This window comes from Hyphobacterium indicum, from assembly GCF_003129605.1.
GTDB lineage: Bacteria > Pseudomonadota > Alphaproteobacteria > Caulobacterales > Maricaulaceae > Hyphobacterium > Hyphobacterium indicum.
In genome coordinates this window covers 398,659-411,785 of sequence record NZ_QBDX01000001.1, presented here as the reverse complement: position 1 = coordinate 411,785, position 13,127 = coordinate 398,659, and the positions used below count along the sequence as shown (strand labels likewise).

The 13,127-nt window shown below is 61.8% G+C and carries 17 protein-coding genes and 1 tRNA gene; 11 read left to right on the top strand and 7 right to left on the bottom strand.

The annotated features are described in order from the left end of the window. Positions 1-10 precede the first annotated feature (10 nt). The 3 genes from DBR16_RS02015 to DBR16_RS02005 all read right to left on the bottom strand — a co-directional run bounded on the left by DBR16_RS02015 (position 11) and on the right by DBR16_RS02005 (position 1,609). Positions 11-235 carry a hypothetical protein gene (locus tag DBR16_RS02015; RefSeq protein ID WP_109259562.1) on the bottom strand — a complete coding sequence of 75 codons (225 nt, stop codon included), beginning with the start codon at positions 233-235 and terminating at the stop codon, positions 11-13. 134 nt (positions 236-369) lie between these two features. Next, positions 370-954, bottom strand: coding sequence for a DUF924 family protein (locus DBR16_RS02010; protein ID WP_109259561.1), 585 nt, complete (start codon positions 952-954; stop codon positions 370-372). 570 nt (positions 955-1,524) lie between these two features. After that, positions 1,525-1,609 (bottom strand) — tRNA-Leu (locus tag DBR16_RS02005). Positions 1,610-1,709: 100 nt separating this feature from the next. Here DBR16_RS02005 and DBR16_RS02000 point away from each other — a divergent pair. The 3 genes from DBR16_RS02000 (at position 1,710) to DBR16_RS01990 (ending at position 3,485) form a co-directional block, all read left to right on the top strand. After that, entirely contained in the window at positions 1,710-2,348 is a 639-nt protein-coding gene (locus tag DBR16_RS02000; RefSeq protein ID WP_109259560.1) for an exopolysaccharide biosynthesis protein, read from the top strand. A gap of 61 nt (positions 2,349-2,409) precedes the next feature. Next, positions 2,410-2,922, top strand: coding sequence for a disulfide bond formation protein B (locus tag DBR16_RS01995; protein WP_109259559.1), 513 nt, complete (start codon positions 2,410-2,412; stop codon positions 2,920-2,922). Continuing rightward, complete coding sequence (locus tag DBR16_RS01990; protein WP_109259558.1) at positions 2,919-3,485, top strand: demethoxyubiquinone hydroxylase family protein; 567 nt, start codon at positions 2,919-2,921, stop codon at positions 3,483-3,485. Before DBR16_RS01995 ends, DBR16_RS01990 begins: the two co-directional genes overlap by 4 nt. Here the strand turns inward: DBR16_RS01990 and DBR16_RS01985 are convergent. Beyond that, a complete protein-coding gene (locus DBR16_RS01985) occupies positions 3,482-4,045 on the bottom strand; it encodes an HNH endonuclease (RefSeq protein WP_109259557.1) in 564 nt (187 codons plus the stop codon). The two genes, DBR16_RS01990 and DBR16_RS01985, sit on opposite strands and share 4 nt — an antisense overlap. Before the next feature lie 187 nt (positions 4,046-4,232). Further along, positions 4,233-4,892: an alpha/beta hydrolase gene (locus tag DBR16_RS01980; RefSeq protein WP_109259556.1), complete on the bottom strand. Its 660-nt coding sequence runs from the start codon at positions 4,890-4,892 to the stop codon at positions 4,233-4,235. A 65-nt stretch (positions 4,893-4,957) separates the two neighbouring features. Here DBR16_RS01980 and gluQRS point away from each other — a divergent pair, with 65 nt between their 5' ends. The 4 genes from gluQRS to DBR16_RS01960 all read left to right on the top strand — a co-directional run bounded on the left by gluQRS (position 4,958) and on the right by DBR16_RS01960 (position 8,169). Then, positions 4,958-5,833: a tRNA glutamyl-Q(34) synthetase GluQRS gene (gene gluQRS / locus DBR16_RS01975; RefSeq protein ID WP_109259555.1), complete on the top strand. Its 876-nt coding sequence runs from the start codon at positions 4,958-4,960 to the stop codon at positions 5,831-5,833. Between the two features lie 47 nt (positions 5,834-5,880). After that, positions 5,881-6,813, top strand: coding sequence for a DMT family transporter (locus DBR16_RS01970; RefSeq protein WP_109259554.1), 933 nt, complete (start codon positions 5,881-5,883; stop codon positions 6,811-6,813). A 10-nt stretch (positions 6,814-6,823) separates the two neighbouring features. Then, the gene (locus DBR16_RS01965) at positions 6,824-7,900 is read left to right on the top strand and encodes an aromatic ring-hydroxylating oxygenase subunit alpha (RefSeq protein ID WP_161539370.1); all 1,077 of its coding nucleotides are present in this window, start codon (positions 6,824-6,826) and stop codon (positions 7,898-7,900) included. Between the two features lie 62 nt (positions 7,901-7,962). Beyond that, positions 7,963-8,169, top strand: coding sequence for a twin transmembrane helix small protein (locus DBR16_RS01960; RefSeq protein WP_109259552.1), 207 nt, complete (start codon positions 7,963-7,965; stop codon positions 8,167-8,169). Positions 8,170-8,173: 4 nt separating this feature from the next. Here the strand turns inward: DBR16_RS01960 and DBR16_RS01955 are convergent, their stop codons facing one another. Further along, the gene (locus DBR16_RS01955) at positions 8,174-9,241 is read right to left on the bottom strand and encodes a serine hydrolase domain-containing protein (protein WP_161539369.1); all 1,068 of its coding nucleotides are present in this window, start codon (positions 9,239-9,241) and stop codon (positions 8,174-8,176) included. Positions 9,242-9,330: 89 nt separating this feature from the next. On the opposite strand from DBR16_RS01955, the gene DBR16_RS01950 reads away from it, so the two are divergent. The 4 genes from DBR16_RS01950 (at position 9,331) to DBR16_RS01935 (ending at position 12,485) form a co-directional block, all read left to right on the top strand. Beyond that, a complete protein-coding gene (locus tag DBR16_RS01950) occupies positions 9,331-9,906 on the top strand; it encodes a cob(I)yrinic acid a,c-diamide adenosyltransferase (RefSeq protein WP_109260011.1) in 576 nt (191 codons plus the stop codon). 122 nt (positions 9,907-10,028) lie between these two features. Then, a complete protein-coding gene (locus DBR16_RS01945; protein ID WP_109259550.1) occupies positions 10,029-10,613 on the top strand; it encodes a YceI family protein in 585 nt (194 codons plus the stop codon). Positions 10,614-10,794: 181 nt separating this feature from the next. Beyond that, a complete protein-coding gene (locus DBR16_RS01940) occupies positions 10,795-11,544 on the top strand; it encodes an electron transfer flavoprotein subunit beta/FixA family protein (RefSeq protein ID WP_109259549.1) in 750 nt (249 codons plus the stop codon). Then, complete coding sequence (locus DBR16_RS01935; protein ID WP_109259548.1) at positions 11,544-12,485, top strand: electron transfer flavoprotein subunit alpha/FixB family protein; 942 nt, start codon at positions 11,544-11,546, stop codon at positions 12,483-12,485. The genes DBR16_RS01940 and DBR16_RS01935 overlap by 1 nt, the downstream gene beginning before the upstream one ends. 54 nt (positions 12,486-12,539) lie before the next feature. Here the strand turns inward: DBR16_RS01935 and DBR16_RS01930 are convergent, their stop codons facing one another. Beyond that, positions 12,540-13,124 carry a TlpA family protein disulfide reductase gene (locus DBR16_RS01930; RefSeq protein ID WP_161539368.1) on the bottom strand — a complete coding sequence of 195 codons (585 nt, stop codon included), beginning with the start codon at positions 13,122-13,124 and terminating at the stop codon, positions 12,540-12,542. Positions 13,125-13,127: the final 3 nt, after the last annotated feature.

The window sequence follows — 13,127 nt, the reverse complement described above, 5'->3', positions numbered from 1 at the left end:
TGCAATCACCCTAGTGAAGTGTGACCTCGGTATCGCGCTCCAGACGTCCTGCGAGCGCATCTTCCACCACGCTTTTCAGCGCCCGCCAGGCATCGGCGCGCTGATCATCTCCTGCCTCTTCCATCTCGCCGACGGCCAGGTCGGCATAGCCCAGCGCCTTGGCGCCATGGCGGTCAACCAGCAGGAAGGCGAGAGAAAGCATGTCGGCGGGGGTGATGTGGCTGGCTATGGTCATGGTCTGATCCGGCTCCGGTCTCGGGATTGGACCGGAGCCACGCAAGCCGCGCGCCAGTCCCGGATTCCTTTCGGAGACGTATTTTCAATAACTTGGCTGAATGCCGGATGACCGGAAACGGGCCAGCTTTGCCGTCAGGTCTTTTCTGCCGGACGTTTCGTGCCGGGTGCGTAGCCGCCGCCCTCGAGATAGGCGATCTCGTCAGGGGTCGACGTCCGGCCCAGCGCGTCATTGCGATAGGGAAAGCGTCCGAATTTGGCGATCACATCGCGGTGCATCCGGGCGTGATGGAGGTTGGTATTGCCCTCCGGCATGCGGGTGGCAAAAAGCTCGATGGTCTTTTCCTGATCGGCCAGGTCTTCAGAATGCATGAAGGGCATGTAGACAAAGGACCGCCGCGCTTCCGGCAATTCCGTGTCAAAGCCCTTGTCCATCATCGCCTGCGCGATCTCGCGGGCCTTGGCATCGAAGGCGAAGGCCTTGCCCGAACCGCGCCAGACATTGCGCGTGAACTGGTCAAACAGGAGGAGAAGCGCGAGCCCGCCCTCGGCGGTCTCCATCCAGGGATGGCCGCCGTCCTTTACCCGCCTGGCCTCGGCCTCGATGACACTGGCGAACTGACGGCGTATGCGGGCATCAAATTCCGGTGTGGAGACGAAGTGCAGCTTCGGATCGGTGTCCTCGAACCAGAAGCGGAGAATGTCGGCGGGTTGGGTCATGAAATGAAGTCTAAGGTGCGCTGCTGACGAGGCAATAGCGCGAAATGCCGAAGCTCGCGTCCAAGCACACTGATTTACAAGCGCCAACGCCCCAGCCTTGAGCCCGTTTCATGTGAGCACGGCCCGCAGCGTAAGCGGAGCAGACAAGCGCCCGGGCCGCGCGCAGCGGAAACAATAAAAGGCTACGAAGGACGAGGGCCAAGCACGGTCGTCGTCAAACCCTGTCCGCGTCTTGCTCCGGTTTAACCGGAGCATCTCGAACGAAAGGCGACGATTTTCGAGATCCTCCGATCCCTCGCCTCCGCGAGGGCAGGCAAGTCGGAGGAAGACGGATGGTGTCTATGGAGAGTTGTTGAGATCCATCCCTCACGAACCCGCCAGGGTTCGCAAGCGCGACCGCGCGCCCGCAGCTTTAGCGAGGACCGACCGAGCGGAGGCGAGGTAGGATCAACATGAGCTGGCTTGCCCAGCCGAAGCTCGCGCAGCGAGTGAAGGCCCCTGCCGGGGCATTCTCCGCCTAAAATTGATTCACCGGATCAATTTTTCTGCCTCCGGCAGACCGGCTAGGAATGGTGCCCCTGGCCCGAATCGAACGGGCACTTCCGAAGAAACCAGATTTTGAATCCGGCGCGTCTACCAGTTCCGCCACAGGGGCAATCCCGAGCAGGCGCGGAAACTGCCTTCACTTGCCACGAAATTCAATAGCGGCGCGCTGAAGGCTCGCATTGGATCGCAGATCGCTCTAAACGGCGGTTATGAGCGATGATTCAGACCCCATCCCTGACGCTCCAGAAGGTCTTGTCGCCCGGCTGGTGCGTATTGGCGAAGACGCGCCGGAAAGTGGCCTGTCCCTGAGCGAATTCATGGAAGCGCTGGGCGAGCGCGCCTTCGGCATCTTGCTGTTTGCCTTTGCCATTCCGGTCTGCATCCCCTTTCTCTACGGCATTCCACAAGTGCTCTCCCTGCCCATGATGGCGCTGGCCTTCCAGATGGCAGCGGGACGCGGGGAACCATGGGTACCGGTGAAATTCCGTGCCCGGCGGATGGAGAAGCGCGGCCTGGAGAAAATGGGCCGCCAGGCGAAGCGCTGGTTCGGCTGGATCGAGGCGGTGGCGCGCCCGCGCCTGCTCTTTCTTTCGGGCCCGACCGGCGAGCGGGTTGTGGGCGGCGTGTTCTGCCTGTTCTGCGCGTCAATTCTCGTACCCCTGCCGCTGACCAATTCAACGCCGGGCATTGCGGTGGCCATCGCCTCGCTGGGCCTGATCACGCGGGACGGCTTGCTGATCCTCGCCGGTCTGGTGCTCGGCCTGGTCTGGATCACGATACTGGTCGTCGGCGGTCCGGCCCTGATCTATGCGCTGATCGAGTGGGGTCGCGGCTTTGTGAACAGCTAGCGGCGGGCTGCGGCGCATTGCACGCTTTTCGTCTGGCCCGTCGCGCATTAGTGTCCGGGCCATGAACACGATCACATCCTTCCTCACCGCCCAACGCTGGCCGTTCGTGGCGGCGCTGGCCTCGGCGCTGATCCTCGGCGGCGCGTATTTCTTCCAGTATGTGCTGGGCTATGATCCGTGCGCGCTGTGCTATGACCAGCGTCATATCCACAAGGCCGTGATTGGCGTGGGCCTGATTGGCGGGCTGGGCCTGATATTTGTGCCGGCCTTGCGGGCCTATGCGATGTGGATCTGCCTGATCATCGGCGCGATCTATGTCTATTCGGCCGGTTTTGCCTTCTGGCATGCCGGGATCGAGTATGACTGGTGGGAAGGGCCGTCGACCTGCACCGCCGGGGCGAGCGTCAATTTGTCAACAGCAGACCTCCTCTCCGTGCTCGATGGCGGCGGGCCGGTGGTGTTGTGCGACGAGGCCGCCTGGACGCTGCTGGGGATTTCCATGGCCGGTTACAATGCGCTTATGTCGGCCGTACTGGCTGCTGCCTCAGTCTTCATCGGCGTTAAGCGCAAATGAGCCGCGCGCCCCGCCCGCCTTTGCCCGGCCGCAAAGCTGACGCCAACCGCATCGCCGAGATGATCCGCGTCGATCATGCCGGGGAATATGGCGCGGTGGCGATCTATGAAGGCCAGCTGGCGGTGTTCGGGAAAATCCCGTCCAAGGTTCGCATTGCCAATCAGCTGCGCCATATGGCCGAGGACGAGCAGGCGCATCTCGATGCGTTTGACGGCTTCATCCGCAGGCGTGGCGTCCGCCCGACGGCGCTGATGCCGGTCTGGAAAATCGCCGGCCGCACGCTGGGCGTTGCCACCGCGCTGATGGGGGAGAAAGCCGCCCATGCCTGCACCGAGGCCGTCGAAACGGTGATCGAGGGTCATTATACCGGTCAGATCGGCGAGCTGGAGGCCGCAGGCGAGGATGAGCTGGCCACCCGCTTCACACAGTTCCGCGACGAGGAAGTCGCGCACAAGGCGTTGGCCGTGGATGAAGGCGCGAAAGAGGCGTTCGGCTATCCGCTGCTGTCAAAGCTGATTGAAGCGGGTTGCCGCACGGCAATTGGCATTACGACGAAAATCTAGCGCTCCAGCTCGGTATCCCAGTAGAGATAGTCCAGCCAGCTGGCGTGGAGGTATTTCGGCGGGAAGCGGCGGCCCTGCGCCTGCAATTGATGCATGTTCGGGCGGATCGGCTTTGGCTGGTTCATGCCGGCCTGCCGGGGCGTGCGGCCCCCTTTTTTCAGATTGCAGGGCGAACAGGCGGCGACGATATTTTCCCAGGAGGTATCGCCGCCCTGCGAACGCGGCACGACGTGATCGAAGGTCAGGTCATCAACCCTGTCACGGCCGCAATAGACGCATTTGAAGCCATCGCGCAGCCAGACATTATAGCGGGTGAAGGCCGGTGCCCGGTTGTGGGTGACATATTCATGCAGCGCGACGACGGACGGGGCGTGCATTTCCATCGACGGTGAGTGGATGAGGTCGTCGTAATTGGACACCACGGTGACGCGTTCGAGGAAGACATTCTTGACGGCCTCCTGCCAGCTCCAGACCGAAAGCGGCCAGTAGGACAGGGGCTGATAGTCCGCATTGAGGACCAGACAGGGCCAACCCGACGGGGCCTTATCAAGCACTTGCATGACGCCCTCCCGTGTTATGGGCGGGGCCGGTTCCGTGCCTATGCCAATCAAAAATCCTGAACACACACCTCCCTGTCCGGCGATGCGGCGGGATTCTCAGCGAATCGCGCCGATAACCGTGTTGGTCAATTTATACCGCCTTAGACGTAACACGCCTATGACGCAGGCGTTAACCTTTTCGCAGGACTCAGGCGTAGGCGCCGGAAAAGACCTTACCCAGAAAACGGCCGCCGATTTCCAGCCCGTCCGGGCCGATGCCATGCGGAATGCCCGGCGAGATATGCCACTGGCAGGACGCGCCGGCATCACACAGGCCCTGTGCGGCATCGAACATCATGCCCAGCGGCAGCACATCGTCCCGGTCGCCGTGGATCAACTGGATGGGCGGGCGGGAGCGGATCTGGTCCTTCAGCGTCATGCGGCTGGGCATGGCCCCGGAATAGCCCAGGATTCCAGCCAAGCTTGGTGCGCGCCGCAGGCCGCAATGCAAGGCCATCATCGTGCCCTGCGAAAACCCGACAAGCGCCACATCCCCCGGGGTCAGACCATAGCGGGCGATTTCCTGGTCGATGAAGGCATCGAGAACCGGGGCGGCGGATTCCACACCGCGATTGGTCTCCTGCGGGTCCAGCCGCGTGATCGGAAACCATTGATAGCCATTGGGTGCACCCGGCACCGGCTGGGGCGCATTCGGCGCCACGAATTGCACATGCGGCAAATCCTGCGCCCACTGGCCGGCCAGACCGATCAGATCCTCGCCATTGGCTCCATAGCCATGCACGAGAATGGCGAGCTTGCGCGGGCGCTGCCCGTTGGCGGGCGGTTGTCTGGGACCGTCGATCATCATGGCGCGGACTATAGGGCGCGAATTGGGGACTTGAAGCGGGCAAGCGCAGGCGCGAAACAGAGGACATGCGTGATTTCGTCACCCGCTTTGCACCCTCGCCCACCGGGTATCTGCATCTTGGGCATGCCTATTCCGCGCTGACCGCCTGGCAGGCGGCGCAGGAGGCGGGCGGCCGATTCCTTTTGCGAATCGAGGATATCGACACGATCCGCTGCAAACCCGAATTCGAAGCCGCCATATATGAGGATCTTGCCTGGCTGGGGCTCAGCTGGGAGACGCCGGTGCGGCGGCAGTCGGAGCATTTCAGCGGCTATTCCGCCGCGATTGATCAACTTGCCGGGCGCGGCCTGATCTATCGCTGTTTCAAGACGCGCAAGGAAATCCTTGAGGATATCGGCCGCGCACCGCATCATCCCGGCGAGAGCCCGGAGGGTGTCATCTATCCCGGGCCAGCGGAACCCATGAGCCAGGAAGAAGAAGCCGGCCGCATCGCGGCAGGAGAGGCGTTTGCCTGGCGGCTGTCGATGAAGGCGGCCGCAGAGGCGGTGGGCGATCTGCCACGCCTGACCTTTACCGAGGAGGGCGAAGGCCCGAATGGTGAAAGCGGGAGCTGCGCGATACAGCCGGACCTGATCGGCGATGTCATTCTGGCGCGCAAGGATATCAGCACCAGCTATCATCTCGCCGTGACGATGGATGATGCCCTCCAGGGCGTAACCCATGTTATCCGCGGGCAGGACCTGTTCTTTGCCACAACGGTTCACCGCATTCTCCAGGCCCTGCTCGGCCTGCCCGTGCCGGTCTATCGCCATCATGGCCTGATTTCCGGAGCAGACGGGGCGCGCTTCACCAAGCGCGACAAATCGCAAACCCTGCGCTCGATGCGGGAGAGCGGCGCCCGGCCAGAGGACATCCGCCTGCAGCTCGGTTTCAAATGGTGACTTCCCTTTTGCCGCAATGAGTATTAGCGGGGCGTGGGGGAGGCCTTATGACCGAAACGTCCGAGAAAACCGTCCTGACGGGACTGATCGTGCTGATCCTCGGGGCTATCGCCATTGGCATGGCGGCGCCGCTGGTCAAGCTGTCCGAGCTGGGCCCGCAGACGGTCGGCTTCTGGCGCATGGCGCTGGCCATTCCCTTTGCTTTCCTGTGGATGCAGTTCGACCGCAATCCGCCCGCGAAAGCGGATACGCCAACCGGCTGGAAGCGCTGGCTCTATCTGTGCCTGCCCGGCCTGCTCTTTGCCGGCGATCTCGCCTTCTGGCATGCCGGGATCAAGATCACGAGCGTGGCCAATGCAACCTTCCTCGCCAATCTGCAGCCGGTCTTCGTCGTCCTCGCCACCTGGCTGATTTTCAAGGAGACCCTGACCCGGCAATTCCTGTTTGCCGCCGGGCTGGCGCTGGCCGGGGCAGCACTGTTGTCGGCCGGGAATATCACCGTTGCTCCGGAACGCTGGCCGGGCGACCTGCTCTCGGTCGGCACCGCTGTCTGGTATGCTGCCTATATCCTGGCCATCCGGCAGGCGCGGCGCTTTGCCTCGACGGGAACGGTGATCTTTTTCACAACGCTGGTGACCGCGCCGATTCTGGCCGTGGCCGCGCTTGGTTTCGGGGAAAACCTGCTGCCGGGCACGCTGACCGACTGGCTGGTGCTGCTGGGTCTGGCGATCGGTGTGCAGATCGTGGGGCAGGGCGGCGTGGCCTTCGGGCTGGGCCGGGTTCCGGCTCCGGTGGCGTCCATCATCATCCTGATCCAGCCGGTCGTGGCGTCGATTGCGGGCTGGCTGATGTTCGGGGAAGCCTTTGCGCCGCTGCAATATGCCGGAGCGGCACTGGTCCTGGCCGGTGTGTGGTGGGTGCAGCGCAAATCGCGGACTGCGGCAACTCGCGGCTTGGCCAAACCGCCCGAGGGCGGGTAGAGACAGGGCCATGACAAAGTCAAACGCCATAGACGACCCTTTCCTGCGCGACCTCTGGTATTTCGGCGTCGTGGGCAGCGAGATCAAACCCGGCCAGATGGTCCAGAAGGAACGCCTGGGGGAGCTGGTCCTGTTTGGCCGCACCCATGACGGCCAGGCGTTCGCGATGACGGATATCTGTCCGCACCGCGCCATCCTGTTGTCGGGTGGCGAAATGGTGAAAACAGAGACCGGCACGCAGGTGCAATGTCCCTATCATGGCTGGCGGTTCCGCCCGGACGGCCAGTGCGCCAACATTCCCTCGCTGACCGCGGACCAGACCGAGGGGATGGATATCTCGAAAATCAGGGCGCGGACCTATCCGGTGCATGAAAGTTATGGCGTGATCTGGATCTGGTTCGGATATGATACGGAGGCAGAGCCCTGCCTTGATCCGCCCCGTCTCGATATTCCGGCGGACTCCCGGATCCGGATGCATGATGAATGCGACTTCAACTGCGACATGGATGCGGCCGTCATCAGCCTGATGGACCCGGCGCATATCCCCTATATCCATAACCAGTCATGGTGGCGGACGCCGAAAACCATGCACGAAAAGCAGAAGACGTTCGGTCCGATTGATCGCGGCTTCTCCATGCTGCCGCACAAGCCGTCATCCAATTCCTTCATCTACAAGCTGTTCGGCACGGACATCACGACCGAAATCCGGCTGGAACTGCCCGGCCTGCGTCCGGAATACATGAAAGCCGGGGACAAGCACGTCACGACCGTTACCATTGTGACGCCGGTGAATGAGACCAAGACGATCATCTCGGTCATTCTCTACTGGAATCATCCGGCGGTGAGTTTTGTGCCGAAATGGCTGATCCGCCGGGCCATGCATATCTTCATGGCGCAGGATTCCGCCGCTGTGGATTCGCAGGCCATAGGCATGTCCTATGATCCACCGCAAATGTTCATCCATGACAGCGACATTCCGGCGAAATGGTATCTGGCGCTGCGGCGGAACTGGGAGAAGCACCGGAAAGAGGGCGCGGACTTCGTCAATCCGGTGAAACAACCGACCACATTGCGGTGGCGGAGCTAGGCACCAAAGGTGTGACAATGCGTGATTGGACCATTCGCTGCCGCGGGCCTATGTGAGGCGTCATGATGATTTTTCTGAATATACTGATCGTGATCTCGTTGCTGGCGGTGCTGGTGACGCTGATCCTCGGCTTTGTGAACATGGCGCGGGGCGGGGATGGCGCTTCGGCGCGTTCGAATGTGCTTATGCGCTACCGCGTCGGCATCCAGTTTGCCGCCATCATGCTGATGGTGCTCGGTTTCATCGCCAAAGGCGCGATGACCGGCTGAGTGCCTATTCCGGTGCCAGTCCGGACAGGACAGACCGGACACGCGGCGCGACCTCGTCCAGACGCCCGTCATTGACGCCGGCCACGGCGATTCGGTCGGCCGCCGGCCAGATCACGGCCTGTACGAACCACATCGTGTTCGAGCCCGCATGGCGCAGCGAGCCGTCGGCATTGACGCCCCACCCCATGGCATAATCAGCGCCCTCCGGCGGCGTGAGCAGGGTCTGCCAGCTCTCCTGCGAGAGGTAATCGCGCTCCTCACCGCGTGCGCCGGCCAGAACGAGCTGCAGGAAGACGGCATAATCCGGCATCGACATGTGCGCACGTCCAGCCGGATTCATGGCGGGCGGATTATCCGCTCCGGCATCCGTCCCGGCTGGCGACAGACGGCCCCAGCTGGTCCGGTGGCCTTGCGGATTTTCATCCTGCGGCGGACCGAAACCGGCGCTCTCGAGACCCAGCACATCAAAGATTTCGGTCCGGATCAGATCTTCCCAGCTTTGCCCGGACACGGTTTCCAGCATCATGGCGGCGGCGACATAGCCGGCATTCGAATACAGAAAGTCTCCGCGTGCGCCCGCCGGGTTGCGGAGCACATCCCGCAGATAGGGATGACGGTCGGCTTGCGGATCGCGCGTGCCGAACAGGCCGGATATCCCCAGTGTGGTCAGCCGGCCGGTATTGCTCTGCATCCCCGACCGGTGGTGCAGAAGATCGGCCAGTGTCGCCTCTGCGAGACCGGGAGCTAAGGAGTCGAATTCCGTTCCCAGCGTCTCCCCGATGGTCGTGTCCCAATCGATGAGGCCCTGCTCCACAAGGCGCGCCGCGAGGACCGCCGTCATCGCCTTGGTGTTTGATCCCAGATGCCAGGCGTCGGACACTTCGATGGCGGCTTCGCCCGTGGACTGGCGGAGGCCGGAGACCGCCACTTGCGGATTGCCGTCCTCGATGAGCATGACCACGGCACCCGGAGATCCGGCCTCGACCAGGCCGTCGGCGAGCGACTGGATGTCCTGACGTGCCTCGGCGGCCGGTACCAGAAGCATCAAGAGCGGAAGCGTGAAACGGAGCATCGGACTGTCCCTGACCATATCCTGTCTTGAAAGCCTATCCTGCCTGATCCAGTTTGCCCGGCAACCGGAACAATGAGGACGTAAATCCCATGGTGCGCCTGACCAAGATCTACACAAAGACCGGCGACAAGGGCCGGACGCGGCTGGGCGACATGTCCGAAGTGGGCAAGACAGATATCCGCGTCGAGGCCTATGGCACGGTCGATGAAGCCAATGCCGTCATCGGCCTGGCGCGATCGGCGCTCGCCGGGACGCCGCCCGATGCGCTGCTGCAGAAAGTACAGAACGAGATGTTCGATCTCGGCGCGGATCTGTGCGTGCCCGACACCGGCGAAGATCCGGGCTTCGAGCCCCTTCGGATAACGGCAAAACAGGTCGAAGCGCTGGAAGCGGCCATTGACGAATGGAATGCGAGGCTGGAGCCGCTCGACAGCTTCGTGCTGCCGGCGGGCTCGGAAGCATCAGCCCGCCTTCACTATGCCCGCACGGTGTGCCGCCGGGCCGAACGCCGGACTGTGGCGCTGCAACAGGCCTATGCCCGGCTGAATCCGGAAACCGTACGCTATCTCAACCGGTTGTCGGACCTGCTCTTTGTGCTGGCCCGCATCGCCAATGCGGATGGTCGCGCCGATGTGAAATGGGTGCCGGGCGCATCCCGGGATTAATTCCGTTCAAGAAACAGTGATATGTATCTACACCCGATTGTCGCGAACAGGGGCCGTCCTATATCTGAGCCATTGCGGCGTGATGCCGCAGCTTGATCCATCCGTTACAGGGAGCCTCCCCCATGAAATTCCTGACCGCTACCGCCGTCGCCGCCCTTGCCGCCGCGGCCGCCTTTGCCGATCCGGTCGCCTATGAGTTTGATCGCGGTCACACCGAGATTTCGGCCAGCTGGGACCATCAGGGCCTGTCACGCCAGTCGCTGCAATTCACCAATTATGACGGCACGCTGCTATTGGATTTCGACAATCCGGAAAATTCGACGGTTGATATTACCTTCAATCTCATTGATGGGCTGTGGGCCGGGGCTCATCATGACCGGTTCATCCGGCATCTGAACTCAGACGAAATCTTCAATACCGCCGAATTTCCGACCGCGCGTTTTGTTGCGACCGGATTTGAGACCGAAGACGGCGTGACCGGCACCATGTCTGGCGACCTCACGATTGTCGGTGTGACGGTTCCGGTTACCCTGGATGTGACGCTGAACGATTTACGCGAAGACGGCACGGCCGGTTTCACAGCCACCGGAACACTTGTCCGCAGTGACTGGGGTCCGACGGTCGGCATCTATGCCGGCCCGGTATCTGATGAAGTCATCCTGACCATCAATACCGAACTGTCGGTTGCGGAAGATGACGCCGAATAAGTGACGTTAACGTCAGTCTGATCAAAGGCCGGTCCGCATGGGCCGGCCTTTTTGCATGCGGCATTGTGCAGTGCCGCACAGGCGTTGACTTCCGCTGTGGGCGATTGCAGTTTCGCGCCCTATTTCGTTGACCAGTGGATTGATGCGGGGCGGCCTGTCCCGTGCAGACCGGGGAAGCTCCATGAAAATACTCGTGCCCGTCAAACGGGTGGTTGATTACAATGTGAAAGTCCGTGTTAAACCGGACCAGAGCGGTGTCGACCTCTCCAATGTCAAAATGTCGATGAACCCTTTCTGCGAGATCGCGGTGGAAGAAGCCGTGCGCATGAAGGAAAAGGGCGGCGTTGATGAAATCATCGTCGTCTCCATCGGGCCGCAGCAAGCGCAGGAGACCATTCGCACCGCGCTCGCCATGGGCGCTGACCGCGGCATCCTGATCCAGACAAACGAGACGGTCGAACCCCTGGCGGTGGCCAAGCTGCTGGCCAAGGTCGTTGCCGAAGAAGGCCCGGAGCTGGTCATCCTCGGCAAGCAGGCCATTGATGACGATTCCAACCAGACCGGACAGATGCTGGCCGCCCTCCTCGACTGGCCGCAAGCGACTTTCGCCTCGGAAGTCGCTGTTGCCAATGGCAAGGCCAATGTCACCCGCGAGATTGATGGCGGGCTACAGACCATTTCTGTCGAACTGCCGGCGATCATCACCACCGATCTGCGTCTGAACGAGCCGCGCTATGCGTCTTTGCCGAACATCATGAAGGCGAAACGCAAGCCGATCGACTCGAAGACACCTGAGGATTTCGGTGTGGATATCGCGCCGCGCCTGAAAGTGCTGAAAGTGACCGAGCCGCCCAAGCGCGAAGCCGGTATCAAGGTCGAGAGCGTCGCCGAACTGGTCGACAAGCTGAAGAACAAGGAAGGGGTTATCTGATGAGCATACTCCTCGTTGCCGAACACGATAACGCCGCCCTGAATGACGCCACGCGCGCCGCGGTGACCGCCGCCAAGGCGGTTGGCGGGGATGTGGATGTCCTTGTTGCCGGATCGGACGCTGGCGATATCGCCAAGGCCGTTGCCGGAATTGAAGGCGTCTCCAAAGTGCTGCACGCGGATGGCGAGGCGTTTGCCAAGCCAACGGCGGAAGCCATGGAAGCCCTAGTCCTGCCCCTGATGGACAAGTATGACGTCCTGATGGCGGTGGCCTCGACCATGGGCAAGAATTTTGCCCCGCGGATTGCCGCCAAGCTCGACGTGACGCAGATTTCCGAGATTTCGGCGGTTGAAAGCGCGGACACTTTCGTGCGCCCGATCTATGCGGGCAATGCCATGATGACGGTGCAATCGACCGACGCGAAGAAAGTCATCACCATACGCCCGACAACGTTCGAGAAAGCCGGTGATGGCGGTTCGGCCAGTGTCGAGACGATCGACGCGCCGTCTGGCCCGTTCAAATCGGAATTCGTCTCCGAGGAATTGTCCAAATCGGACCGGCCGGAGCTGACCGCTGCGAAGATCGTCATTTCCGGCGGGCGCGGCATGCAGTCGGGTGACAATTTCGTCCTTTTGGACAAGATCGCCGACCAGCTGAATGCCGCTGTCGGGGCCTCCCGGGCGGCCGTTGATGCCGGCTATGTGCCAAATGATTACCAGGTCGGCCAGACCGGCAAGGTGGTGGCGCCCGAGCTCTACATCGCTGTCGGCATATCCGGTGCCATCCAGCACCTCGCCGGCATGAAGGATTCCAAGATCATCGTGGCGATCAACAAGGACGAAGAAGCGCCGATTTTCTCGGTCGCGGATTACGGCCTTGTGGCAGATCTCTTCAACGCCCTGCCGGAACTGGAGGCCGAGCTCACCAAGATCGGGCTCTAGCCTGGCCCTGTATCTCTTGAAGAAAACCCCGGAGCCGCGCTCCGGGGTTTTTTATTATCCCAGTCTTATCGCCGCCTCGATCAGGGCGTGGGCATCTTCGCTATTCCACTCGGCATCGCGCGGCATGCGGCCCATCTCGACGCCATTGCGATTATAGATAATCGACATCGGCAAGCCGCGGGCGCCGACCGCAGTCGGTCCGGCGAAGGAATTGTCATGATAGATCGGCAGATATTCGAGGCCGGTCTCCTCGAAGAAGGCTTCGGCCTCCTCGATACGCCGGTCCGCACTGATGGTGACCACCTGGAAATCCTCACCGCCATAACGCGCCTGCAAAGCGTCGAGCGCCGGCATCTCCACCACACAGGGCGCACACCATGTTGCCCAGTAATTCACCAGGATCACCTGACCCTCGAAATCAGCCAATGTCCGTTCAACCCCGTCGGGATCGACAAAGGTATGTCCGGGCCGCGGCGGCGCATCATCCAGCGAGACGAAAGCCGACATCTCGCCTTCGGCATGACTTGCCAAGCCGGTTGGCGGAGGGCTCTGCATTCCGGAAAACAGCACATAGGCAATTGCCGCCAGCAATATGACCGTGCATGTGATAATCCCGATTTTGACGGGCGAGACATTCATCGC

Coding starts and splice junctions, on each gene's coding strand:
- DBR16_RS02015 (WP_109259562.1), bottom strand. CDS start 235: ATGACCATAGCCAGCCACATCACCCCCGCCGACATGCTTTCTCTCGCC.
- DBR16_RS02010 (WP_109259561.1), bottom strand. CDS start 954: ATGACCCAACCCGCCGACATTCTCCGCTTCTGGTTCGAGGACACCGAT.
- DBR16_RS02000 (WP_109259560.1), top strand. CDS start 1,710: ATGAGCGATGATTCAGACCCCATCCCTGACGCTCCAGAAGGTCTTGTC.
- DBR16_RS01995 (WP_109259559.1), top strand. CDS start 2,410: ATGAACACGATCACATCCTTCCTCACCGCCCAACGCTGGCCGTTCGTG.
- DBR16_RS01990 (WP_109259558.1), top strand. CDS start 2,919: ATGAGCCGCGCGCCCCGCCCGCCTTTGCCCGGCCGCAAAGCTGACGCC.
- DBR16_RS01985 (WP_109259557.1), bottom strand. CDS start 4,045: ATGCAAGTGCTTGATAAGGCCCCGTCGGGTTGGCCCTGTCTGGTCCTC.
- DBR16_RS01980 (WP_109259556.1), bottom strand. CDS start 4,892: ATGATGATCGACGGTCCCAGACAACCGCCCGCCAACGGGCAGCGCCCG.
- gluQRS (WP_109259555.1), top strand. CDS start 4,958: ATGCGTGATTTCGTCACCCGCTTTGCACCCTCGCCCACCGGGTATCTG.
- DBR16_RS01970 (WP_109259554.1), top strand. CDS start 5,881: ATGACCGAAACGTCCGAGAAAACCGTCCTGACGGGACTGATCGTGCTG.
- DBR16_RS01965 (WP_161539370.1), top strand. CDS start 6,824: ATGACAAAGTCAAACGCCATAGACGACCCTTTCCTGCGCGACCTCTGG.
- DBR16_RS01960 (WP_109259552.1), top strand. CDS start 7,963: ATGATGATTTTTCTGAATATACTGATCGTGATCTCGTTGCTGGCGGTG.
- DBR16_RS01955 (WP_161539369.1), bottom strand. CDS start 9,241: ATGCTCCGTTTCACGCTTCCGCTCTTGATGCTTCTGGTACCGGCCGCC.
- DBR16_RS01950 (WP_109260011.1), top strand. CDS start 9,331: ATGGTGCGCCTGACCAAGATCTACACAAAGACCGGCGACAAGGGCCGG.
- DBR16_RS01945 (WP_109259550.1), top strand. CDS start 10,029: ATGAAATTCCTGACCGCTACCGCCGTCGCCGCCCTTGCCGCCGCGGCC.
- DBR16_RS01940 (WP_109259549.1), top strand. CDS start 10,795: ATGAAAATACTCGTGCCCGTCAAACGGGTGGTTGATTACAATGTGAAA.
- DBR16_RS01935 (WP_109259548.1), top strand. CDS start 11,544: ATGAGCATACTCCTCGTTGCCGAACACGATAACGCCGCCCTGAATGAC.
- DBR16_RS01930 (WP_161539368.1), bottom strand. CDS start 13,124: ATGAATGTCTCGCCCGTCAAAATCGGGATTATCACATGCACGGTCATA.